Genomic DNA, 21,248 nt, shown 5'->3' on the forward strand with positions numbered 1-21,248 from the left:
GTCGGCAATGGCTACCGTTCGAGTGTCCCGACCTGACACGATTCCCGAATGGATGCCACCACCGACCAACCAGCGATCCTGCCCGATCGACCGAGGGTCGACGCGCGTCGCCCCGTCGCCCTGATCGTGGGCCTGGTCGCGACGGTGCTGTTCGTGGCGCTGCGCGTGGCCGTGGACCTCGACGGCGGCGCTCCGTTGGCCTTCGACCAGTGGTGGGACGACGCGATGGCCGCGCTGGCGAACCCCGTGGCGGTGATCGTCGCGTGGATCCCGGCCACCGTCGGCGGCACGATCGGCATGATCGTGATCGGCATCTCGACCACGATCGTCTTCCTCCTGGTCAAGCGGCCGTGGGATGCCTCCAATGTCGCGGGGGCGATCGCGCTCGTCGTGCTCATCGGCGCTCCGCTCGCGTCCGTGATCGCCCGCGCCCGACCGTCCGATTCTCTCGCCGAGACCCAAGCGACCTCGTTCCCCTCGGGGCACACCGCCGTGGCGACCACCATCGCGATCACCCTGGCTCTCATCCTGCGCCGCGGGTGGGTCTGGGCGGCCGGTGCGGTGTGGGTGCTGCTGATGATGTGGAGTCGCACGTACCTCCACGCGCACTGGCTCTCCGATGTGACCGCGGGGTTCCTGGAGGGCGTGGCCGTGTCGACGTTGGTGTGGGCTCTCGTCGAAGTGTGGCGAGTGCGTCGCGCGCAACGGGTGGTCGACGCGGCCGCGTGAGCGCTATCGTGCCCGGATGACTTCCGCCTCCGCCTCCGCTTCCGCCGCCGCTGACAAAGCGCAGGACTCCACCGCGTTCCGCGTGGCGGCGCGCATCGGCTACGTGGTGCTGGGCCTGCTGCACCTGCTCATCGGGGTGATCGCGATCTCGATCGCGACCGGCAGCGGCGGTGAGAGCGCCGACCAGAGCGGGGCGCTGGGGCAGGTCGCGCAGGCTCCCGCGGGGATGCTGCTGCTGTGGGTCATCGTGATCGGCCTCGCCGCCCTCGCCGTCTGGCAGGTCGCCGAAGCCGTCGCCGAGCGCGGCCCCGACGCCAAGAAGCGCTGGGCGCACCGCGCCAAGGACGTGGGGACCGCCGTCGCCTACGGCGCGATCGCCGTCACCGCTTTCACCGTCGTCTCGGGCGGCCGCTCCGACTCGGGGGAGCAGACGCGCACCCTGAGCGCCCAGCTGATGGCGACGCCCGCCGGAGTCGTGCTCCTCGTGATCATCGGCCTGGCGGTGGCCGTCATCGGTGTCGCCTTCGTCGTCCGCGGCGTCACAAAGGCGTTCATGAAGAACATCTCGAGCCCCGGCGGGACGGCGGGACGCGGCATCCGGACCTTCGGCATGGTGGGCTACATCGCCAAGGGCATCGCGGTGGGCGTCGCGGGGATCCTCTTCCTGGTCGCGGCGTTCGCGCACGACCCGAACGCGGCCGGCGGGCTCGACGCGGCGCTGCGCTCGCTGGCGGGGCTGCCCTTCGGTCAGATCGTGCTCTGGCTCGTGGGCGCCGGGCTCGTCGTGTACGGCCTGTTCTGCTTCGCTCGCGCGCGCTACGCGCGCATGTGAGTCGGGCTCACGCGGCAGGGCGGGGGCGCGCTCCCGCGATCAGCAGCGAGAGGCCGAGTTCGAATGCCCGCGTGGCGACCGGATCGGCCGGGTCGTGGTGCTCGAGAGTGGCGTAGGCCGCGGCGAAGCGCGGCACGTCCGCCTCCTGCCCGGTGGGATCGAACATCACCGACGGGCCGCTCATGTCGAGCACGCTGCCGAGGATGAACGATTCGAACGCAGTGAGCAGGGGCAGGATGTCGTCGCTCGTCCACCCGGCACGCTCCGCGGCGATGGCGAAGTCCTCGTACTGCGACATCAGTAGCGGCGTCGACGAGCTGTGCGACATGAGCAGGGGGATCGTCTTCGGATGCCGGCGGAAGGCGTCGCGGTACGACCGGGCCCACAGCGCCAGCCCCTCCTCCCATTCGCGCTCCCGCAGGAACGACGAGTCGATGCGCGAGGAGACCAGCGCTCGCACGTCCTCGATGAGCGCGGCGAGGTTGGGGACGTGGTTGTAGAGCGAGGTCGGGTGCACCTTGAGGCGGTCGGCGACCCGGCGGATGCTCGCGCCGTCGGTCCCGTCGCGGTCGACGAGGGCGAGGGCGGCGCGGGCGATCCCCTCGCGCGAGAGCTTGGGCTGGGACGGCCGGGCCACGGCGGAGCCTTTCGGTCGGGTCTGCCCACGCTACGCGATGGTGCGTGTTTCGGGCGTGTAAGACCTCGGTGACGACCTGACGAAACTCGTCCGGCCGATGACGGTGAAGCCGTAGCGTTCTTTAAACCTACGCTGTATGTTTCTCGACGAACGTCGTCGGGGAGCAGCGGCCGTGCTGCGCTTCGGCGTGCTGCCCGCCCTCGGCTTCGCGCTCACCGCCTGGTTGTGGTTCAGCCTGTCGGCGCTGGCGCTCACGGTCGGTCTCGTGTGGATCGGCGTGGGCATCGTGTGGCTCGCGGTGCTGACCCGGGGGTTCCGCCGCCGCCCGCCCGAGGTGGAGTTCGACGACGAGGCACCCGCGCCGGAGCGCGTGGTCGCCTGACGGAAGGGGGCGAGGCCGGGTGCGGCCTCGCCCCCTGTTGCGAGGTGAACGCCGCGCAGACCGCGTCGGGGTCCGACGAGCTCCTTCGCGTAACCCCTGCACGCGTCCTGATCAGGGGGTCAGGACGGTCACTCCGGCGTCGGCGAGGGCGGCCGCCAGCTCGGCAGAGGGCTCGGCGTCGGTGATGAGGTAGTCGGCTTTCTCGAGCGGGGCGACCTGCGCGAAGAGGCGGCGGTCGAGCTTCGAGGAGTCGGCGAGGATGGCGGTGCGATCCGCACGCTGGATCATCTCGCTCATCATGGTGGCGTCGCCGAGGTTGCTCGTCGAGAAGCCCGATCCGTCGACGGCGCCGACGGCGATGAGCGCGTAGTCGCAGCGGATATCGACTTCGGGTGTGTGGGAGTTCATCGCCAGGGTCACCGGCCCCGTGGTCGCCTGGGTGATGGTGCGGACGGCGCCGCCGAAGATGTAGAGATCGCGGAAGACGCTGGGCGAGATCTCGGCGGGGATGCGCAGGTTGTTCGTCGCGATCGTCAGGTTGCGGTGGTTGCGCAGGGCACGGGCGACCGCGAGCGTCGTGGTCCCGGCGTTGAGCATCAGCACCGATCCGTCTTCGACGAGGTCGGCGGCCAGGGCGGCGATGCGCTCCTTCTCGGAGATCTGCATCTGTAGCCGCACGTCGAGTCCGCGATCGCGACCGGGTACCGACATCGCGCTCACGGCGCCGCCGTGGGTGCGGACGACGATCCCCTCGCGATCGAGCTGGTCGAGGTCGCGGCGGACGGTGTCGATCGAGACGCCGAAGTGCGAGGCGAGGTCGACGACGGTCACCTGACCTGATTCGGCGACGTACGCCGCGAGCTCGGCCTTGCGCCCGGCCGGGAGGCGCCGCTTGACCGTGGCTGTGGATGCGTCCATGCCGTCATCTCTAGCACAGCGGCGTTCGCCCGTCCTCAGATTTTGTGGAAAAGCCGCAAAGAACGGCACGGGTTCCGCGCTTTTTGCTGCCAGCCGCGCCGCTATGCGCTCGAATAATCACGAATGTGCATCGAACTCTTGCGAGACCCGGCAACGAAGCGCATACTCGTGCTGAAAGACGCAAGAACGCGCAGAACGGCGCGAAATGCGGCAGATCTCAACGAGGAGAAACGATGGACAACAGCGGGCGCCGGCGTCGGAACGCCATCAAGCTCGTCGGTGTCGCAGCAGCGGCCACGACCCTCCTGGCGATGGCGGGGTGCTCGTCGAACAGCTCGGGCACGTCCTCCGACGGGAACGTCACGATCGAGTTCGCCCAGTGGTGGGAGCCCGAGCTGGGAGACGGACAGTTCCGCGGGCTCATGGATCAGTTCGAAAAAGAGAACCCGGGCATCAAGGTCGACTTGGTGAGCGGACCCTACGCCTCGACCAAGGAACAGCTGTTCGCCGGGGCGGCATCGGGCACGATGCCCGACGTCGTCGGCCTCGACGGCGCATGGGTCAGCGACTTCGCCAAGCAGGGCGTCATCGCCGACCTCTCGAAGCTCATGAGCGACTCCGGCTACGACGAGAGCCAGCTCGCCAGCCAGATCAAGGTCGACGGCAGCACGTACATGATCCCGGTGGTCAATTTCGTCTACCCCATGTTCACGAACGACGGCCTGCTCGCCCGGGCCGGAGTGTCGGCCCCGCCGTCGACGCGGACCGAGTTCGCCGACGCGGCCAAGAAGATCACGGCCCTCGGCGGCGACGTGTCGGGCTGGGTGCTCCCGTTGTCGCTCGAAGCCCCCAACGGCGTGCAGAACGACGTCATGTCGTGGGTCTGGGCCTCGGGCGGCTCGATGCTCAAGGACGGCCAGCCCGATCTGACCAACAGTGACGTGTCCTCGGCCACCGACTTCATCCAGCAAATGTGGGATGACAAGGTCATCGCCCCGGGTTCCTTCACGATGAAGGAGCAGGACAAGGTCGAGGAGTTCACCAACGGTCGCGTCGGCATGATGATCGACTCGCTCGCGCACATCAACCTCATCCGTCAGTCCAACCCGGATCTCACCTTCTCGATCTCGGCGATCCCCGCCAAGGACGGGTTCACCGGCGAGCGCGGGATCCCCTACGCCTCGTGGGGCATCGGCGTCGCCGAGAACTCCGAGCACAAGGACGCCGCTTTCAAGCTGGTGCAGTTCCTGATGGGCAAGGACGTCAACAGCGAGCTGTCGACCATGGCCAAGGCCTTCCCGGGCAACACCGAGAGCGTGCCGACCTTCGTCGAAGACGACGCGTTGTTCAAGACCGCCTTCGACATCTACAAGAAGGGCTACCCGGCGAACGAGTTCACCGGTCTGCCCGTCGCAGAGGAACTGATGCGCCAGTTCGGCACGGAGTTCCAGTCGGCGCTCGACGGCCAGGAGTCGATGGGCGACGCCCTCAAGAAGACGCAGGACGAATGGACGTCGGAGTTCTGATCCGACCCCGAACCGGGATGCCGCACCGCCACCGCTCGCGGTGCGGCATCCCGCTCAGCGAAAGCCGCACCTCATGACCATGCGCACCCTCACACCCCCCGATACCGAGCTGATCGTCACCGGACGGCCCGCCTCGCGCCGCACCCGGCAGCTCCGCAAGGCCGGCGAGGCATACGTCTTCCTCTCGCCGACCCTCATCCTTCTCTTCGTCCTGATGATCGTCCCGATCGTCATGGTGATCGGGTACTCCTTCCAGGACAACGTGATCCTGAACAAGAGCCCCGACCTGGTGGGGGTCGACAACTACGTCGCGATCCTCACCGACCCGGGCTTCTGGAAGGCCACCGGCAACACCCTCTTCTTCACCCTCACCAGCGTCGCCGCGCACCTCGTGCTCGGGCTGTCGTTCGCCCTGCTGCTGAACAGCCGACTGATCGGCGCCGTCCCCCGGGCGATCTTCCGCGGCCTCTACGTCCTGCCGTGGCTGTTCACGGTGGCCGTGATCGCGGTGCTGTGGCGCATGCTGCTCGCCCCCAACGGCATCGTCAACTTCCTGCTGAACACGAACATCGAGTGGCTCGCCTCGCCGCAGCTCGCTCTCGGCACCGTCACCTTCATCAACATCTGGGCCGGCTACCCCTTCTTCATGGTGAGCCTGCTCGCGGGTCTCCAGGGCATTCCGAGCGATCTGTACGAGGCCGCCACCGTCGACGGCGCCAGCCCCGTCCAACGGTTCTGGAACGTCACCGTTCCGCAGCTGCGCCCGATCATCGTCAGCCTCGTGCTGCTCGACCTGATCTGGACCTCCCAGCAGTTCGCGCTCATCTGGCTGACCACGGGCGGCGGTCCGATCGACGTCACCGAGATGCTCAGCACCTTCACCTACAAGCTCGCGTTCGCGAAGTACGACTTCTCGATGGCCTCCACCTCGGCGGTGCTGGTCCTGGCGATGTCGATGATCGTCGCGGTGCTCTACGTCCGCCACCAGAAGGCGAGGGACTGACCATGGCCCTGACCACCCCCGCGCGCCCGCGCGCCACCCGCACGGCCACGCGCCGTCGCTTCGCCCAAGCCGGCGTGCTTGTCGGCCTGCTCATCGGCGCGGTGTTCGCCGCAGGTCCCGTGCTGTGGATGCTGTCGAGCTCGTTCAAGTCGAACACGCAGATCTTCGAGCTGCCGCCGCGGCTGATCACCGACACGTTCTCGTTCGACGCCTACATCTCGATCTTCACCAACCCCGAGACGGTGCGGTTCTTCATCAACAGCTACGTCGTGGCGGGGGCGGTGACGATCCTGACGCTCCTGGTCGCGATCCAGGCCGCCTACGCGTTCAGCCGCTTCGAGTTTCGCGGCAAGCGGATCGTCAACGTCATCATCGTCAGCGTCCAGGCGGTCCCGCCCATCACGCTGCTCATCCCGTACTTCGGCCTGATGGTCGGGCTCGGCCTCTACAACACCTATCCGGGCCTGATCTTCACGTACATGGTGTTCACGCTGCCCTACGCGATCATCATGATGACCGGGTACTTCAACACCCTCCCGAAGGAGCTCGACGAGGCGGTGCGCGTCGACGGCGCCGGCTCCTTCACGGCCCTGTGGCGCGTGCTCGTGCCGATCTCGATCCCGGGCATCGTCTCGGTGGGCATCTACACGTTCATGATCGCGTGGAACGAGTTCCTCTTCGCCCTGACCCTCACGCGCACCATCGACATGCGCACGGTGCCCATCGGCATCCAGTTGCTCATGGGCCAGCACTCCTACGAGTGGAACCAGATCATGGCGATGAGCATCCTCGGCTCGATCCCGGTGCTGGTGCTCTTCCTCTTCTTCCAACGCTTCTTCATCAGCGGCCTCACGGCCGGCTCGGTGAAGAGCTGACCGCCGCCTACCCAACCCCGAACAAGGAGTCATCCGTGCTTTACACCGGCAAGTCCATCCTCGACGTCGCCAACGCCCACAGCTTCGCCATCCCGGCCTTCAACATCAGCGACTGGGCGATGTTCACCGGGATCATGGACATCAGCGAGGAGAAGAACGCTCCGGTCATCATCGCCATCCACCCCGACGAGGTCTCGCACATCACCACCGACCTGATCCCGGCGATGCACGCCCGCGCGCACCGCTCGAGCGTGCCCGTGGCCATCCACTGGGACCACGGAGGAACGTACGAGCAGATCATCACCGCGATCAAGGCCGGCTTCACCTCGGTCATGATCGACGCCTCGCTCGAGCCGTTCGAGCAGAACGTGGCGCTCACCCGCAAGGTCGTCGAGGCCGCCCACGCCGTCGGCGTGCAGGTCGAGGGGGAGCTCGGAACCATCGGCGCGAACGACAGCTACGGAGAGTCGGGCGCGGCCGAGATCATCTACACCAACGTCGACGACGCGGTGCGCTTCGTCGAGCAGACCGGGGTCGACAGCCTCGCCATCGCCATCGGCACCTCGCACGGGCTCTACCCGGCCGAGAAGAACCCCGAGCTGCGCCACGACCTGCTCGAGCAGATCAAGGCGGCCGTCGGCATCCCGCTCGTGCTGCACGGCGGCTCGAGCAACCCCGACGCCGAGCTCGCCCGCGCGGTGTCGCTCGGCATCAACAAGATCAACATCTCGAGCGACATCAAGGTGGCGTACCACGACCGCATGCGCGAGGTGCTCGGCACCGATCGTCGTCTGCGCGAGCCCAACGCCATCCAGCCCGAGTGCATCGCGGCGATGAAGGTCACGGCCGCTGAGAAGATCGACCTGTTCGGCGCCGCCGGCAAGGCCGACCTCTACTGATCGGACGGTGATCGACGACATGGCGGAAGACCTCGTCCTCGGACTCGGCGGCACCGTCGACTACGAGATCCGGTGGGATGCCGAGGTGCTCACGGCCCTGGCTGCGCAGCACGGCATCCGTCTCGACGAGTTGACCACCACGACGCCGATCATCGACGAGCGCGCGCTCGTCGTCACGGTGCTCGCCTTCCTCGCCACGGGCGGGGGAGGCGAGCGCTTCGTGCTGTCATCGGAGATCGTCGAGACCTTCGCGGCGCACTTCGACAAGACCATCACCCTCGGCGGGACCGGGGTGCGGGCGGGCATCGCCCTCGATCGCATCGGCGTGCCCACCGTGCAGCACCTCGTGAGCATCGACGACACCGTGCGGCGCCTGCTTCCGGCCTCGATGAGCATCGTCTCGTCGGCCACGCGAGACACCCTCGATCCGCACCTCATCGTGCAGTATCCCGCGGGCACCACGGTGCGCCTCGTCGACGGGGCGGTGACGGCGCCTGCGTCGAACCGCCTGATCTTCGCCAACGACGCCCCCAACCGCGAGATGGCCATCGCCCCCGATCTGGGCGACGCCCTCGAGGGGGCTGCGGCGTTCCTCGTCTCGGGGTTCAACACGATGCAGGATGCCGACCTGCTCGAGGCCCGGCTCGACGATCTCGTCTCGGCGATGAGACGCCTGCCCGCCGATGCTCTCGTCTACTACGAGGACGCGGGCTTCTACCACCGCGAGCTCGCCGCCCGGGTGCGCGCGCGGCTCCTCGAGCGCATCGACGTGTACGGCATGAACGAGGACGAGCTGCAGGAGTACCTGGGGCGACCCGTCGACCTGCTCTCGCCCGACGACGTCGTCGCCGCCCTCGTCGAGGTGCACGAGCTCATTCCGGCGCGGACGCTGGTCGTGCACACGACCTTCTGGGCGATCGCGGTCGGCCCCTCGGCGGCCCGGCACGCGGCGGGACTCGAGAGCGCCGTGCGCACCGCGGCGACGCGCTACCGGCTCGGCGACTCCTGTACCGCCGCCGATCTCGAGGTCACCGCCCGGTCGCCCCGTCATGCGGGCGGTGCGGCGGTCGTCGAAGCCGCGCGGCAGCGCAGCGGAGCGGTCGGGATTGCGGCCTACGTCGTCGACACCGCGCAGCCCACCACGATCGGTCTGGGGGACACCTTCGTCGGCGGGTTCCTCGCCGCGGTCCCCGCGGCTGCGCGCAGTGCGACAGCCGTCGCCCTCGACCGCGCGCTGGATGCGGTGACCGGACGCGTGGGCTGATCCGGACGGAGATGGACGTCACCGCGCCGCGGTGTCGGCATCCGGATCCGAGAACGGTCCGCACGCCGCGATGACGCGGCGCAGACTCACGGCGGCCTCCCACGCGTCGAGCGGTTCGTCCTGCGCGTCGAGGGAGCGCAGGCTCTCGGTGTAGCGGGTCAGGGCGGTCTCCGCCGCGCGGAGCTCGCCGGCGGTCGCCTGCGGCTCGGGCGGCGTGGTGACCAGGCGGGACACCGTCTCGATCGCATCGGCGAGGAGGCGTCGCGCGTCGCCGGGCAGACGGGTGTCGACGTCGGGGCCCGCGGTGAGCCGCGCCAGAGCGGCTGCGAGCTCGCGGGTCGCGTCGGCCGTGCCCGTCAAGGCGTCGAGTCGTCGCCGACCCAGGTCGCGCGGCGTCTTCAACCGTCGCCCGCGCGGGTTGTATCGGCGACTCTCGTCGGCGAGATCGACCTCCTCCCGCACCTCGACGAGGGTCCCCTCGAGGTCGGCGGCGGCCCGGTCCGCGGCCTCGGGGTCGAAGGAGCGTCCCGCGAGCGACGACGACATGGCACGGAGGACCTCGCCGAGCGCGTCCCGCAGCCGGCTCAGCCGGTCGTCGGCCTTCTTGACGCGCAGCGGCGGGACCACGACGAGGTTGACCACGACGCCGACCACGACACCGAAAGCCATCGTCACCAGATACGACACCGAGTATCCGTCGGGATCGGCGCCGCCGAGCAGCAGGACGAAGAGACCGGCGATCGCCACCCAGTCCCGCCCGACGCCGAGGGCCCGCACGCCCGCGAGCAGTACTCCGATCAAGATGACGAGGGCGACGGCGACGATACGGGGCAGACCCGTGCCCACGACGGCGAGGCTGCCCAGTCCCAACCCGATGCCGAGCGCGAGACCGATCACGGCCTGCGCGCCGCTCGACGCGGAACGCGCGACCGTCGGATACATGCTCACGAGGACCCCGAGCGGGGCGTAGTACGAGTACTCGCTCTGCGCGAAGGGCACGAGAGGGGCGAGGTACCACGCCAGAGCGGCGGCAGCGGCCGTCTTGGCGGCGAGCAGCAGGCGATCGGCGGTGACAGCGTCGGACCACCATCGGCGCGGGTCGAGGGAGGCGGGAACGGTCATGAGCGGGTGGTGCGCGGGCGAGTCGACACCCTTCCATGCTCCGCGTCGGCCTCGCCGTCGTCGCGGGGGTTGCCCCGGGGGGCTCCCCGGGTTAGCGCCGTCTCAGCGGCCCGGACGGTAGGCGTCCCACAGCACGCGGGCATGACGCGCTTTCGCCCGCTCGACGCCGTCCTCGTCGTGGCGGGCCGCGCTGATCCATTCCGCCAGGCGACTCAACATGGCGCCGAGCACCATTCGTAGGTCGGAGTGCGTGGCGGGCGGCACGGCGGCCTCGGCCGCCGGCATCCGTCCTTTCGGGGGGAGCTCGTCGTCGGCGTGCCGGAGGGCGAGACGCGCCACCCCCACGGCGTGGCTGTTCACGACGCAGTGCGCGGCTCCCTCGATCTCCCACCGGCGTGCGCGATGCGCGCGGGCGACGAGGCGGGAGTGCAGGCGGCGCGGTGAGGGGCGATCGAACTCGCCGCGGATGAGCAGCAGAGTCGCCCGGCCCTCACCGATGCGGTCGGAGATGCGGTAGCGCAACATATGGGGCAGGGCTTCGAAGAAGTAGAGGAAACCGCACAGGAGGTATGCCGAGACCGCCAGGAGGGCGATGTGCAGCGACTCCCGCACCGTCGACTGGACGAATCGCACGCCCTGGATGATCGCGGTGGACTCCGCTTCGTCGACGACGGGGCTCACCAGCACCGCGTGCGAGAGGTCGGGACGCCGCGCCAGCACCTCGGTGACCACCTGCGTCCCCATCGAGTGTCCGATGAGTACCGGATTCTCGAGACCGTAGTGGTCGAGCACTCCCTCGACCTGGTCGGCGAAGTACGCGGCGGTGGGGGATTCCCCGGATGCCGGGACCCCGCCGAAACCCGGGAGATCGAGGGCGTAGACCTCGCCCTTCTCGGCGAGCAGTGGTGCGAGGAACTCGAAGTAGGTCGACGCGACGCCGATACCGGCGATGAGGACGAACGGGCGCCCGGTCCCCGAGCCCGTCGAGACACGCGTCACCCGGGTCTGTGAGGGCCCCCGGCGGAGCGTGTCGACGTCGACGTCGGCGGGTCGCGAGTCCTCGGGCATCCGACCAGAATGCCCTACCCGGCTGAGCGTCCTGTCAATCCCGGCCCCGGTGTCGTCGGCCCCGCCTAGCCTTCCTGCATGAGCGATACCTCCCGCGAAGAAGAGACCCTGGGTGCCGTCCGCGAGGGCGACAACCCCGCCGAGAAGGACCCGTCCGACTGGGTGACCGGCGACGAGCCCATGACCGCCCCGCAGCGCAGCTACCTCGACACCCTCGCCCGTGAAGCCGGCGAGGAGATTCCCGCCGACCTGACGAAGGCGGAGGCGTCGGAGCAGATCGATCGCCTGCAGAACGAGACCGGTCGCTCCACCGAGTGACCCTCGAGGCGTCCCGGCTCCTGCTCGTCAGGACGCGCGGGGCGCCTCTTCGTCTGCCGACATGTCGTCGATGTCCTGCTTCTCACCGCGAGCGATGTCGTCGAGGAAGTCGGCGACGATCCGCCGTTCGGCGGGGCCGAGTCGCCCGGCGGCCGCGGCGGCCGACGCGCTGCGCACCGACAGCACGCGGCGGGCGGGGGAGTCGGCGGGAATCGTCTCGCGGACGACGATCGAGCGCCGATCACCCGGGTATGGCTCTCGTTCCACCCACCCCGCGTCGGCGAGTCGGTCGATCAGCGCCGTCGTGGCCGCCGACGAGATGCTCAGCATCGAGGCGAGGATGCGAGGGGTGACCGGCTCGTCGTCGGCGGAGCGCTGGAGGAGGAAGCGCAGCACCTTCGCGTCGTTCGGGCCGATGCCCAGGGAGTGCAGCGCGGCGCGCTCGGAGGCGACACCGGAATCGGTGAGGTCGTTGAGAGCCTTGACGACGTCGTCGGCGGAAGCCGCGTCTTTCATCTCTCCTCCTCGCGTTCCTCGGTGAGCTACTGTCTTTCACGCCAATCAAGTAGATAGCCGTTCTAGTTAGATGCTACCTGTCCTTCCCGTGCACCGGCAGGGGGCTGGACGCGGAGCCTGACATAGGATGCCCTGGTGGAAACAGGGTCCGAGTCGCGCTACTGGTACGGCGCGAGCGAAGAGGATCGCCGCCGTCGAGCGGTCGAAGTCCTCCAAGCCTTCCGCGTGTACCGCGCCGCCGAGGTCGCCATGCGGCGTCGCACGCGCGAGTCGATGTCCATGGGCGAGAACGAGCTGCTCGTGCTTCGCTACCTGATCAAAGCGGCGGGGCAGCAGCGTCAGGTCTCGCCGAGCGAGCTCACCCGTTACCTCGGGGTGTCCACGGCATCCACGACCGCGATCGTGGACCGCCTCGAGAAGACCGGTCACGTCACTCGCGTGCCGCACCCGACCGATCGTCGGAGCATCTACATCGTGGCCACGGCCGTGAGCGACGAAGAGGTGCGCGCGACTCTGGGGTCGATGCACACGCGCATGATGGCGGCGGTCGTCGATATGACCCCCGAAGAGAGCGCTGCGGTGATCGCCTGCCTCGGTCGGCTCCAGGATGCCGTCGACCAGGTCGACCCGCACCCGGTCGACGCCGTAGCCGCGCACTGAGCACGCGCCGAGCGCGCCCGCGCCCTCCGCCGTGACGGCCGAGCGCGCAGGTCGGGCGTGAGAGCATGGGGTCCATGGACGAGAGCGCAAGCGACGCGGTTTCCCCCGCGACCGGTGCCGACCTCGTCCATCAGGTGGACGGAATAGAGGTCGCCTCTTTCCGTGCCGTCATCGCCCGCCTGAGGACCGACTATCCGCTCGAGGATCCGTCGCGGATCGAAGCCGTCGTGCTGCGCGAATGGGAGGCCTTCTCGGCAGGGCGCCCCCTGGTCGTGCCCATCGCCGTCGAAGAGGGGGCTCGCGAGATCCTGGGCCTCCCGCGGGACTGATTCAGGAGCCGCGGAGTTCCGGCTCGTCGACCAACAGCAGACCGCCCGACGAGTTCGCGGAGGTGGCCAGCGCCTCGATCCACGCGCGACTGAGCAGCGCGGGTTCGGGCTCGTCGAAGACGAACCGCAGCGGAATCGAGGGGTGCAGCCACACGGTGCTGCGTCCCACCTCCTGGTCGGGCCCGTGCGTCCACGACAAGGTGAAGCTCTCGCCGCGGCGGAGCTTGGTCGCGATGACGACCTTGACGTGAGCCAGAGCGCGATCCTCGATGTCGATCGGCGTCGCGACGTCGCCGTAGTAGAGCGTTCCCACACGAGTACGCTAGTCGGGCCCCGAGAGCCTCCCCGGCGGGGTTGATTCGCGCGACGCGACGTGGCATCCCGGAAAGCGGCTGAAGGTGCGTTCCTCGGATAGGCTCGGTCGCATGGGCAGATTCATCTACGACACCGTTGCCAATGCGGTCGACATCGATGACCGCACGCTTGCGCACTTGCGCATCGTCGTGATGAACAAGCTTCGGCGCTCCGAGTCGTTCATGTTCGACGTCGAGGTCGGCGACGGCAGCGGTCGTCGCAGCTTCTGGATGCACCCCTCGGTGCCGATCCAGTTCCACTTCTACGGCAGCCGCCAGCCCCGCATCAACCGCGTCTGGGTCGAAGACCTCATGCTCGCGGCCTCGGGCCCCAACGGCCTGGCGATCACGCCCGAGCCCAGCGAAGACGCCCTCGTCGAAGAGGGCTGAGCGCTAGCTCTTCTCCGTCTGCTCCGCCGGGGTGATGTCCTCGGGCACGAGCATGATGCCGCCCGAGGAGTTCGCCGAATCGGCCAGCCGCTCGATCCACTCGCGGCTCAGCGTCGTCGGCTCGCTGTCGTCGAAGACGAAGCGCAGCGGGATGGCGGGGTGCAGCCAGAGCGTGCTGCGGCCGCGTTCCTCGTCGTCGCGGTGCCGCCACGACAGCGTGAAGCTCTCGCCGCGGCGCAGCTTCGTCGAGATGACGACTTTCAGGTGAGCCAGGGCGCGGTCTTCGATGTGCACCGTCGTGCCGCTGCCGCCGTAGTGAATGGTCCCCATGCGGCCCACGATACGCCAGGGGGCGTCACAGGTACGCGGCGGGATGCCAGGTGTCAAGACCGCCGGGCGTGGCGGCGGCTCCTGGCACAGTAGGGGGTGTTGCACGGAAGGAGGGCGCCGTGACAAATCCCCCTATGCCTCGGAACCCCGAATCGGGGAACGACCCGGACGATCTGCCCGAGGTGTTCCACGGCTTGATCGGCATCGACGTCGTCGACGGCGAGTTGCTGCCGCGTGCCGGCGGCATCGAACCCCGCCGGACCTGACGCTCCCAGCGACCTCGTAGTCGTGTTCGCTAGCGTCGACCCCATGTCGGACCCGCTGGACGAACAGCAGATCACCGTCTCGAGCGCGGCCCTGCGGGCGATGCGCGACGAGTTCCAGCGGTTCCTGATGGAGTACCGCTTCGGGCTCGCCGAGGTCGAGACGAAGATTTCCATCCTGCGCGAAGAGTTCCAGGAAATGCACGCGTACAACCCCATCGAGCACGTCTCGAGTCGTGTGAAGTCGCCGGACAGTCTGGTCGACAAGGTGCGGCGCAAGGGCATCGAAACCGACTTCGACTCCATTCGCGCGTCGATCACCGACATCGCCGGCATCCGCGTGACCTGCAGCTTCATCGATGACGCCTATCGGCTCTCGAAGCTGCTCACGCGGCAGGACGACATCACCGTGCGCGACGTCAAGGACTACATCGCGCACCCGAAGCCCAACGGGTACAAGAGTCTGCACGTGATCGTGGAGGTGCCCGTCTTCCTGTCGACCGGCCGCGTGGACGTGCCCGTCGAGGTGCAGTTCCGGACGATCGCCATGGACTTCTGGGCGAGTCTCGAGCACAAGATCTATTACAAGTACGACCGGCTGGTTCCCGACGACCTCCTCGCCGAGCTGAAGAACGCCGCCGATACCGCGGCCGAGCTCGACACGAGGATGGAGCGCTTGCACCGCGAGATCCGCGGCGCGCACCCCGGGGTGGTCTCGCTCTGACGAGGGCGACACAATGGATCGATGAGCGACGACGACGCCCGCCTGGACGAGGTCGCCGCCGAACTTCTCGCTCTTCCGCCCGCGAGGTTCACCGCCGCCCGCAATGACCGCGCCGCCGAGGGCGGGGCGCTGGGGCGGAGGATCGCCAAGCTGCGCAAGCCCACGGTCGCCGCGTGGGCGGTCAACCTGCTCGTACGCGACGGTCAGCTCGGCGAGGCCGTGGAGCTGTCCCGCGCTCTGCACGAAGCGCAGGACGACCTGGATGCCGCGGAGCTCGGGCGACTGGGGCGGCAGCGTCGACAGTTGGTCGCCGCCCTCGCCCGCCGCGCGGGTGAGCTCGCCGCCGAGGCCGGGACCCCCCTGAGCGCGGCGATGTCGGACGCCGTCGAGAAGACCGTGAACGCCGCGGTGGTCGACGAAACGGTCGCGGCGGCCGTGCTGACGGGGCGCTTGACCTCGGCGATCGACCTCGCCGAGATGGGCGACGGAACGCTCGCGGAGGCGGTGGCCGGCTCCGTTCCCGCGGCCATACCGCAGGCTGCCGCCCCGCGCGACGACCTCGCCGCGCGTCGCGCGCGGAAGGCCGCGGAACGAGCCGTCCGTGAGGCGGAGCGGGCCAGAGCCGACGCCGAGCGCGAGAGCACCGCCGCCGGGCGGCGTGTGGATACGGCGGCGGAACGGGCCGCCCGCGCTCGAGAGCGCGTGGACGGCCTGCGAGCCGATCTCGCGCGCGCCGAGAAAGAGGCGGACGCGGCCGACGAGGTGCTGATGCAGCGCCAGGATGAGCAGACTCGGGCTCGCGAGTCCGTGCGTGCGGCGTCGGAAGCCGTCGAGCGCGCCGAAGCCGCTCGTGACGAAGGAACGGATCGATGAGCGACTCACCCCTCTCCGCGGTGCTCGACGAGGCGCGCGCGCGTCTGTCCGGGGCGCCGCGAGAACGTCTCGGCGAGCTGCAGGAGGGGCGCCGGCTGCTCGGCATCCCTCGTTCGGCCCGTATCGCGCCGCGCGGGACGGCCTGGCATCTCGGTGTCCTGCTGCTGACCGACGACGCTGTGCTGGCGACCGGCGACATCGTGCGCTCGCGTGCGGAAGTGCGTCGCGGATTCGCCGCCGAATCGCAACGCCGTCGCGCCGAACTCGCCGCCGCGGCCGCACGGGGCGGAGTCCCCGAGGGCGAGACGATCCACATCGAGTGGCGCACCATCGATCCGGACGCGGTGGGGGAGTCGTCCACCCCCGTGGCGATCCGCGGAGGCGAGCTCCTCGTGCGGTGGAGCGCCGCCGGAGGGTTCATGCCCCTCGACCGGTATCTCGCGGAACGCATCGAGCTGCTGCGGCATCCGCCCGAACGCGCATAGAGACCCGCACGCATAGTCGGGGGTGGGGTGGGTGTCAACTGCCGTGACCACGGAGGTTCGCGGAAACGACGCTGGTCTATCGTGAGCGACGTGCAGCAGGTATGGCCAGGATCCAGTTATCCCCTCGGGGCCACTTACGACGGTAACGGGACGAACTTCGCCCTGTTCAGTGAAGGAGCGGAGAAGGTAGAGCTCTGCCTCTTCGAGGAAGACGGAACGGAGACGTGCTTCGAGCTGATCGACGTCGACGCGTTCGTCTGGCACGCCTACCTCCCCAACATCCAGCCGGGGCAGCGCTACGGCTACCGCGTGCACGGGGAGTACGACCCCGCGAACGGCAAGCGCTTCAACCCCGCGAAGCTGCTCCTCGACCCGTACGCGAAGGCCGTCGAGGGCCAGGTCGACTGGGGGCAGGCGGTCTTCAGCTACGAGTTCGGCGACCCCGACTCGTTCAACGACGAGGACTCCGCCGCCCACATGATGAAGGGCGTCGTCATCAACCCGTTCTTCGACTGGTCGGGCGACCGTCAGCCGAAGATCCCCTACGCCGAGTCGTTCATCTACGAGGCCCACGTGCGCGGCCTCACCCAGCTGCACCCCGACGTGCCCGAGGAGCTGCGCGGCACCTACGCCGGCATCGCCCACCCCGCCGTCATCGAGCACCTCAAGAAGCTCGGCATCACCGCGATCGAGCTCATGCCGGTGCACCAGTTCGTCAACGACTCCACCCTCGAAGAGAAGGGGCTGTCGAACTACTGGGGCTACAACACCATCGCGTTCCTCGCCCCGCAGAACACCTACTCCTCGACCGGCGACCACGGTCAGCAGGTGCAGGAGTTCAAGGCCATGGTCAAGGCTCTGCACGCCGCCGGCATCGAGGTCATCCTCGACGTGGTCTACAACCACACCGCCGAGGGCAACCACATGGGCCCGACCCTGTCGATGCGCGGCATCGACAACGAGGCGTATTACCGCCTCGAAGACGACGACAAGCGGTACTACACCGACTACACCGGCACCGGTAACAGCATGAACGTGGGCAACCCCCACACGCTGCAGCTGATCATGGACTCGCTGCGCTACTGGGTGCTCGAGATGCACGTCGACGGCTTCCGCTTCGACCTCGCCTCGACCCTCGCGCGTGAGTTCTATGAGGTCGACCGCCTCGCGGCCTTCTTCGAGCTCGTGCAGCAGGACCCGATCGTCTCGCAGGTCAAGCTCATCGCCGAGCCGTGGGACGTGGGCCCCGGCGGCTACCAGGTCGGCAACTTCCCGCCCCAGTGGACCGAGTGGAACGGCAAGTACCGCGACACCGTCCGTGACTTCTGGCGCGGCGAGCCGCAGGCCCTGGGCGAGTTCGCCTCGCGCCTCACCGGCTCGGCCGACCTTTACGAGCACTCCGGTCGCTTCCCCGTGGCATCCATCAACTTCGTCACCGCCCACGACGGCTTCACGCTGCGCGACCTCGTGTCGTACAACGAGAAGCACAACGAGGCCAACGGCGAAGACAACAACGACGGCGAATCGCACAACCGCTCGAGCAACATGGGCGTCGAAGGTCCCACCGACGACCCCGAGGTGCTCAAGCGCCGTGCGCAGCAGCAGCGCAACTTCATCGCGACGCTGCTACTGAGCCAGGGTGTGCCGATGCTGCTGCACGGCGACGAGCTCGGTCGCACGCAGGGCGGCAACAACAACGGCTACGCGCAGGACAACGAGATCACCTGGGTGGACTGGTCGAACATCGACACCCCGCTGATCGAGTTCACCGCCGCGCTCGCGCGACTGCGCAAGCAGCACCCCACCTTCCGCCGCAGCCGGTTCTTCGACGGTCGCCCCGTGAAGATGGAGGAGGGTGCGCCCATCCCCGACGTGGTGTGGCTGCGTCCCGACGGCTCGCTCATGCAGCCCGAGGACTGGGACAACGGCTTCGGCCTGGCGGTGGGGATCTTCCTCAACGGCCAGGGCATCCGCGAGCGCGACCGCCGCGGCGAGTCCATCAGCGACGACCACTTCCTCGTGCTGTTCAACGCGGGCGACGACACGGTCGACTTCCGGCTACCCGACTTCGAGTACGCCCCCAAGTGGGACGCCTACGTCGACACCGCGGGCGAGCGCGCGAACACCGAGCCGCTCAACCCCGGCGAGACGTTGCCGCTCGAGCCGAAGTCGCTGATCGTCCTGCGCGAGCACCACCTGCCCGAGCCCGAGGTCGACCACTCGGTCGCGGCCTCGCTCACGGCGCAGATCCAGATCATCGGCACCGACGACCTGCCCGGCCAGGCGCCCAAGCCGGAGCTGTGACCGAGATGCGGCATCCGCTTTCGACCTACCGCCTGCAGATCCGCGAATCGTTCACCCTCGACGACGCCGCCGAGGTCACGGACTACCTCCGTGACCTCGGGGTCTCGTGGGCGTACCTCTCGCCGATCCTCGTGGCCACCCCGGGCTCCGACCACGGCTACGACGTCGTCGACGTCACGCGCGTCGACCCCGCCCGCGGCGGTGCCGAGGGTCTCTCGCGCTTCGTCGAGGCGGCGCGCGCGAAGGATCTGGGCATCCTGATCGACATCGTGCCCAACCACATGGGCGTCTCCGAGCCGCGCGCGAACGCGTGGTGGTGGGACGTCCTGCGCCAGGGGCGCGACTCGGCGCACGCCGACGCGTTCGACATCGACTGGGAGTTCGGCGGCGGCAAGGTGCGCGTCCCCGTGCTCGGCGATCACCTCGACGCGGTGATCGATGAGATCTCGTACGACCCGACACCGGCCGACGACGCCCCCGACGGGCTGATCCGCTACTACGACCACGAGTTTCCGGTCGCCCCGGGAACGGGGTCGTCGGACCTCGGCATCCGGGCTCTGCTCGATGCGCAGAACTTCGAGCTGCGCTTCTGGCAGGACGAAGCGGCCGACCTCAACTACCGCCGCTTCTTCGCCGTGACGACGCTCGCGGGCGTGCGCGTCGAGCGGCCCGAGGTGTTCGAGGCGACCCACGCCGAGATCCTGCGCTGGGTGCGCGAGGGTCTGGCCGACGGCCTGCGCGTGGATCACCCCGACGGGCTCGTCGACCCCGGCGGGTACCTCGACCGCCTCTCGGCCGCCCTGAGGGACGCGAGTGACGACGAGGTCGGCTACGTGCTCGGCGAGAAGATCCTCGAGCACGGCGAAGCCCTGCCCTCGTGGTGGAAGACCGCCGGCACGACCGGGTACGACGCGCTCGCCGAGATCGACCGCGTGCTCACCGATCCCGCGGGCGAGGTGCCGCTCGACGCCCTCGATGCGCGACTGCGCACCGAGAGCGACCTGCCCGCCCTGACCGGCTGGCACGACCTCATCCACGACACCAAGCGCAAGATCGCCGACTCCATCCAGGTGTCAGAGATCCGCCGCATCGTCCGCGGCCTTCCCGAGGCGCTACGCACGGAGTTCGAGGCCGAGGTGCTGCAGGACGCCCTCGCCGAGATCCTCGCGTGCTTCCCCGTCTACCGGTCCTACCTCCCCGCGGGCCGCGCGCACCTCGACGCCGCCGCGGGCGAGGCGGAGATCCGCCGCCCCGAGCTCGACGACGTGATCGAGAAGCTCGTGCCGGCGCTCTCCGACACCGACCTCGAGATCGCGTGGCGATTCCAGCAGACGACCGGGCCCGTGATGGCGAAGGGCGTCGAAGACACGGCGTTCTACCGCTACACGCGCCTCGGTTCGCTCACCGAGGTGGGCGGCGATCCGGGTCAGTTCGCGCTCGACGTGCACGGCTTCCACACCGCGCAGGCGCTGCGCCACGCGTCGTGGCCGACCGCGATGACGACCCTCTCGACGCACGACACCAAGCGCGGCGAGGACACGCGTGCGCGCATCGCCGTGCTCGCCGAGATCCCCGAGAAGTGGGCCGTGCGGCTCGAGGAGTTCCGCGGCATCGCCTCGACCGGGCACGGTCCCTTCGACGCCCTGCTGTGGCAGGCCATCGTCGGGGCGTGGCCGGCATCGGCATCCACCCCCGAAGGTCTCACGGACTACCGCGAACGCCTGCACGCCTACGCCGAGAAGGCCGCGCGCGAGGCGTCGGAGGTCACCGGCTGGTGGGAGCAGGACGAGGCCTTCGAAGAGCGCATGCACGCGCTGGTCGATGCGGCCACCGGTCCCGCCGCCGAGCGCGTGCGCGCGTTCGTCGACGAGGTCTCGGCCGACGGCTGGTCGAACGGCCTCTCGGCCAAGCTGCTGCAGATCATGGGCCCGGGCGTCCCCGACGTCTACCAGGGCTCGGAGCTGTGGGAGCAGTCGCTGGTCGACCCCGACAACCGTCGCCCGGTCGACTTCGCCGAGCGTCGACGTCTGCTCGCCTCGATCGACGGGACGGATGCCGTGCGCCCGCCCATCGACGGGACCGGGGCAGCGAAGCTGCTCGTGACTTCTCGCGCGCTCCGGGTGCGGAACGACGTGCCGCTCGACGTCTACCGTCCGCTCGAGGCCGCCGGTGTGGCATCCGATCACGTCGTCGCGTTCGATCGCGGTGGGGTGTTCGCGGTCGCGACGCGTCTGCCCCACGGATTGCGCACCGCGGGCGGCTGGCGCGACACGGTGCTGCTGCTGCCCGACACGCTGGTCATCGACGCGCTCACGGGCAAGCAGTACCAGGGCGGTCCGACCCGCCTCGCCGACCTTCTCGCGACCTACCCGGTCGCTTTGCTGATCTCCTGACCCGTCCCCGCGCGTGAGGGGTCACTTCTTGTCGCCTCGCGCTCGTCTCAGCGAC

The 21,248-nt window shown here is 69.0% G+C and carries 25 protein-coding genes; 18 read left to right on the forward strand and 7 right to left on the reverse strand.

The genetic code is table 11. The features are described from left to right. Nucleotides 1-48 precede the first annotated feature (48 nt). A complete protein-coding gene (locus BLS25_RS12985) occupies nucleotides 49-729 on the forward strand; it encodes a phosphatase PAP2 family protein (protein WP_074696365.1) in 681 nt (226 codons plus the stop codon). Between the two features lie 16 nt (nucleotides 730-745). Further along, nucleotides 746-1,561: a DUF1206 domain-containing protein gene (locus BLS25_RS12990; protein WP_074696367.1), complete on the forward strand. Its 816-nt coding sequence runs from the start codon at nucleotides 746-748 to the stop codon at nucleotides 1,559-1,561. 7 nt (nucleotides 1,562-1,568) lie between these two features. Here the strand turns inward: BLS25_RS12990 and BLS25_RS12995 are convergent, their stop codons facing one another. Then, a complete protein-coding gene (locus BLS25_RS12995; protein ID WP_074696369.1) occupies nucleotides 1,569-2,198 on the reverse strand; it encodes a TetR/AcrR family transcriptional regulator in 630 nt (209 codons plus the stop codon). A gap of 136 nt (nucleotides 2,199-2,334) precedes the next feature. Between BLS25_RS12995 and BLS25_RS13000 the strand changes: the two genes are divergently transcribed. Next, entirely contained in the window at nucleotides 2,335-2,580 is a 246-nt protein-coding gene (locus BLS25_RS13000; RefSeq protein WP_176786375.1) for a hypothetical protein, read from the forward strand. Between the two features lie 111 nt (nucleotides 2,581-2,691). Here the strand turns inward: BLS25_RS13000 and BLS25_RS13005 are convergent, their stop codons facing one another. Continuing rightward, nucleotides 2,692-3,498, reverse strand: a complete 807-nt coding sequence (locus tag BLS25_RS13005; protein ID WP_074696371.1) for a DeoR/GlpR family DNA-binding transcription regulator — start codon at nucleotides 3,496-3,498, stop codon at nucleotides 2,692-2,694. 233 nt (nucleotides 3,499-3,731) lie between these two features. Here BLS25_RS13005 and BLS25_RS13010 point away from each other — a divergent pair, with 233 nt between their 5' ends. The 5 genes from BLS25_RS13010 (at nucleotide 3,732) to BLS25_RS13030 (ending at nucleotide 9,065) form a co-directional block, all read left to right on the forward strand. Then, nucleotides 3,732-5,024 carry an ABC transporter substrate-binding protein gene (locus tag BLS25_RS13010; protein WP_074696373.1) on the forward strand — a complete coding sequence of 431 codons (1,293 nt, stop codon included), beginning with the start codon at nucleotides 3,732-3,734 and terminating at the stop codon, nucleotides 5,022-5,024. 73 nt (nucleotides 5,025-5,097) lie between these two features. Continuing rightward, on the forward strand, nucleotides 5,098-6,027 hold the full coding sequence (locus BLS25_RS13015; protein WP_056226076.1) for a carbohydrate ABC transporter permease: 930 nt from the start codon (nucleotides 5,098-5,100) through the stop codon (nucleotides 6,025-6,027). A gap of 2 nt (nucleotides 6,028-6,029) precedes the next feature. Then, nucleotides 6,030-6,902 (forward strand): carbohydrate ABC transporter permease, encoded by an 873-nt coding sequence (locus BLS25_RS13020; protein WP_056226079.1) that lies wholly within the window; start codon nucleotides 6,030-6,032, stop codon nucleotides 6,900-6,902. A 35-nt stretch (nucleotides 6,903-6,937) separates the two neighbouring features. After that, on the forward strand, nucleotides 6,938-7,801 hold the full coding sequence (locus BLS25_RS13025; RefSeq protein ID WP_056226082.1) for a ketose-bisphosphate aldolase: 864 nt from the start codon (nucleotides 6,938-6,940) through the stop codon (nucleotides 7,799-7,801). Nucleotides 7,802-7,808: 7 nt separating this feature from the next. Beyond that, a complete protein-coding gene (locus BLS25_RS13030) occupies nucleotides 7,809-9,065 on the forward strand; it encodes an ADP-dependent glucokinase/phosphofructokinase (protein ID WP_256335592.1) in 1,257 nt (418 codons plus the stop codon). 18 nt (nucleotides 9,066-9,083) lie between these two features. On the opposite strand, the gene BLS25_RS13035 is transcribed toward BLS25_RS13030, so the two are convergent. Both BLS25_RS13035 and BLS25_RS13040 read right to left on the reverse strand, forming a co-directional pair. After that, nucleotides 9,084-10,187 carry an FUSC family protein gene (locus BLS25_RS13035; protein ID WP_074696375.1) on the reverse strand — a complete coding sequence of 368 codons (1,104 nt, stop codon included), beginning with the start codon at nucleotides 10,185-10,187 and terminating at the stop codon, nucleotides 9,084-9,086. Nucleotides 10,188-10,289: 102 nt separating this feature from the next. Continuing rightward, the gene (locus BLS25_RS13040) at nucleotides 10,290-11,255 is read right to left on the reverse strand and encodes an alpha/beta fold hydrolase (protein WP_074696377.1); all 966 of its coding nucleotides are present in this window, start codon (nucleotides 11,253-11,255) and stop codon (nucleotides 10,290-10,292) included. A gap of 78 nt (nucleotides 11,256-11,333) precedes the next feature. On the opposite strand from BLS25_RS13040, the gene BLS25_RS13045 reads away from it, so the two are divergent. Further along, a complete protein-coding gene (locus BLS25_RS13045) occupies nucleotides 11,334-11,573 on the forward strand; it encodes a DUF3072 domain-containing protein (protein ID WP_056226090.1) in 240 nt (79 codons plus the stop codon). 27 nt (nucleotides 11,574-11,600) lie between these two features. Here the strand turns inward: BLS25_RS13045 and BLS25_RS13050 are convergent, their stop codons facing one another. Continuing rightward, nucleotides 11,601-12,089: a MarR family winged helix-turn-helix transcriptional regulator gene (locus BLS25_RS13050; RefSeq protein WP_074696379.1), complete on the reverse strand. Its 489-nt coding sequence runs from the start codon at nucleotides 12,087-12,089 to the stop codon at nucleotides 11,601-11,603. Nucleotides 12,090-12,224: 135 nt separating this feature from the next. Between BLS25_RS13050 and BLS25_RS13055 the strand changes: the two genes are divergently transcribed. Both BLS25_RS13055 and BLS25_RS13060 read left to right on the forward strand, forming a co-directional pair. Continuing rightward, nucleotides 12,225-12,749: a MarR family winged helix-turn-helix transcriptional regulator gene (locus BLS25_RS13055; protein WP_074696381.1), complete on the forward strand. Its 525-nt coding sequence runs from the start codon at nucleotides 12,225-12,227 to the stop codon at nucleotides 12,747-12,749. Nucleotides 12,750-12,823: 74 nt separating this feature from the next. Then, complete coding sequence (locus tag BLS25_RS13060; protein WP_056226099.1) at nucleotides 12,824-13,078, forward strand: three-helix bundle dimerization domain-containing protein; 255 nt, start codon at nucleotides 12,824-12,826, stop codon at nucleotides 13,076-13,078. Between the two features lies 1 nt (nucleotide 13,079). On the opposite strand, the gene BLS25_RS13065 is transcribed toward BLS25_RS13060, so the two are convergent. Continuing rightward, nucleotides 13,080-13,391 (reverse strand): DUF7882 family protein, encoded by a 312-nt coding sequence (locus tag BLS25_RS13065; RefSeq protein WP_074696382.1) that lies wholly within the window; start codon nucleotides 13,389-13,391, stop codon nucleotides 13,080-13,082. A gap of 112 nt (nucleotides 13,392-13,503) precedes the next feature. On the opposite strand from BLS25_RS13065, the gene BLS25_RS13070 reads away from it, so the two are divergent. Then, nucleotides 13,504-13,821, forward strand: a complete 318-nt coding sequence (locus BLS25_RS13070; RefSeq protein ID WP_056226105.1) for a DUF7882 family protein — start codon at nucleotides 13,504-13,506, stop codon at nucleotides 13,819-13,821. Between the two features lie 3 nt (nucleotides 13,822-13,824). Here BLS25_RS13070 and BLS25_RS13075 read toward each other — a convergent pair whose 3' ends face one another. Next, the gene (locus BLS25_RS13075; RefSeq protein ID WP_056226107.1) at nucleotides 13,825-14,151 is read right to left on the reverse strand and encodes a DUF7882 family protein; all 327 of its coding nucleotides are present in this window, start codon (nucleotides 14,149-14,151) and stop codon (nucleotides 13,825-13,827) included. A 119-nt stretch (nucleotides 14,152-14,270) separates the two neighbouring features. Between BLS25_RS13075 and BLS25_RS16970 the strand changes: the two genes are divergently transcribed. The 6 genes from BLS25_RS16970 (at nucleotide 14,271) to treY (ending at nucleotide 21,193) form a co-directional block, all read left to right on the forward strand. After that, nucleotides 14,271-14,417, forward strand: coding sequence for a hypothetical protein (locus BLS25_RS16970; RefSeq protein ID WP_156371620.1), 147 nt, complete (start codon nucleotides 14,271-14,273; stop codon nucleotides 14,415-14,417). A gap of 43 nt (nucleotides 14,418-14,460) precedes the next feature. Next, a complete protein-coding gene (locus BLS25_RS13080) occupies nucleotides 14,461-15,138 on the forward strand; it encodes a GTP pyrophosphokinase (protein WP_056226111.1) in 678 nt (225 codons plus the stop codon). Between the two features lie 21 nt (nucleotides 15,139-15,159). Continuing rightward, the gene (locus BLS25_RS13085) at nucleotides 15,160-16,011 is read left to right on the forward strand and encodes a hypothetical protein (protein ID WP_056226115.1); all 852 of its coding nucleotides are present in this window, start codon (nucleotides 15,160-15,162) and stop codon (nucleotides 16,009-16,011) included. Next, nucleotides 16,008-16,496, forward strand: coding sequence for a hypothetical protein (locus BLS25_RS13090; RefSeq protein ID WP_056226118.1), 489 nt, complete (start codon nucleotides 16,008-16,010; stop codon nucleotides 16,494-16,496). Before BLS25_RS13085 ends, BLS25_RS13090 begins: the two co-directional genes overlap by 4 nt. 81 nt (nucleotides 16,497-16,577) lie before the next feature. Next, nucleotides 16,578-18,800 carry a glycogen debranching protein GlgX gene (gene glgX, locus BLS25_RS13095; protein WP_256335593.1) on the forward strand — a complete coding sequence of 741 codons (2,223 nt, stop codon included), beginning with the start codon at nucleotides 16,578-16,580 and terminating at the stop codon, nucleotides 18,798-18,800. A 5-nt stretch (nucleotides 18,801-18,805) separates the two neighbouring features. After that, nucleotides 18,806-21,193, forward strand: a complete 2,388-nt coding sequence (gene treY / locus BLS25_RS13100; RefSeq protein ID WP_074696562.1) for a malto-oligosyltrehalose synthase — start codon at nucleotides 18,806-18,808, stop codon at nucleotides 21,191-21,193. Nucleotides 21,194-21,248 lie beyond the last annotated feature (55 nt).

The sequence above is a fragment of the Microbacterium testaceum StLB037 genome, assembly GCF_900104345.1.
In the GTDB taxonomy this organism is placed as follows: Bacteria; Actinomycetota; Actinomycetes; order Actinomycetales; family Microbacteriaceae; genus Microbacterium; species Microbacterium testaceum_A.

Coding starts and splice junctions, on each gene's coding strand:
- BLS25_RS12985 (WP_074696365.1), top strand. CDS start 49: ATGGATGCCACCACCGACCAACCAGCGATCCTGCCCGATCGACCGAGG.
- BLS25_RS12990 (WP_074696367.1), top strand. CDS start 746: ATGACTTCCGCCTCCGCCTCCGCTTCCGCCGCCGCTGACAAAGCGCAG.
- BLS25_RS13000 (WP_176786375.1), top strand. CDS start 2,335: ATGTTTCTCGACGAACGTCGTCGGGGAGCAGCGGCCGTGCTGCGCTTC.
- BLS25_RS13005 (WP_074696371.1), bottom strand. CDS start 3,498: ATGGACGCATCCACAGCCACGGTCAAGCGGCGCCTCCCGGCCGGGCGC.
- BLS25_RS13010 (WP_074696373.1), top strand. CDS start 3,732: ATGGACAACAGCGGGCGCCGGCGTCGGAACGCCATCAAGCTCGTCGGT.
- BLS25_RS13015 (WP_056226076.1), top strand. CDS start 5,098: ATGACCATGCGCACCCTCACACCCCCCGATACCGAGCTGATCGTCACC.
- BLS25_RS13020 (WP_056226079.1), top strand. CDS start 6,030: ATGGCCCTGACCACCCCCGCGCGCCCGCGCGCCACCCGCACGGCCACG.
- BLS25_RS13035 (WP_074696375.1), bottom strand. CDS start 10,187: ATGACCGTTCCCGCCTCCCTCGACCCGCGCCGATGGTGGTCCGACGCT.
- BLS25_RS13040 (WP_074696377.1), bottom strand. CDS start 11,255: ATGCCCGAGGACTCGCGACCCGCCGACGTCGACGTCGACACGCTCCGC.
- BLS25_RS13045 (WP_056226090.1), top strand. CDS start 11,334: ATGAGCGATACCTCCCGCGAAGAAGAGACCCTGGGTGCCGTCCGCGAG.
- BLS25_RS13050 (WP_074696379.1), bottom strand. CDS start 12,089: ATGAAAGACGCGGCTTCCGCCGACGACGTCGTCAAGGCTCTCAACGAC.
- BLS25_RS13060 (WP_056226099.1), top strand. CDS start 12,824: ATGGACGAGAGCGCAAGCGACGCGGTTTCCCCCGCGACCGGTGCCGAC.
- BLS25_RS13070 (WP_056226105.1), top strand. CDS start 13,504: ATGGGCAGATTCATCTACGACACCGTTGCCAATGCGGTCGACATCGAT.
- BLS25_RS13075 (WP_056226107.1), bottom strand. CDS start 14,151: ATGGGGACCATTCACTACGGCGGCAGCGGCACGACGGTGCACATCGAA.
- BLS25_RS13080 (WP_056226111.1), top strand. CDS start 14,461: ATGTCGGACCCGCTGGACGAACAGCAGATCACCGTCTCGAGCGCGGCC.
- BLS25_RS13085 (WP_056226115.1), top strand. CDS start 15,160: ATGAGCGACGACGACGCCCGCCTGGACGAGGTCGCCGCCGAACTTCTC.
- BLS25_RS13090 (WP_056226118.1), top strand. CDS start 16,008: ATGAGCGACTCACCCCTCTCCGCGGTGCTCGACGAGGCGCGCGCGCGT.
- treY (WP_074696562.1), top strand. CDS start 18,806: ATGCGGCATCCGCTTTCGACCTACCGCCTGCAGATCCGCGAATCGTTC.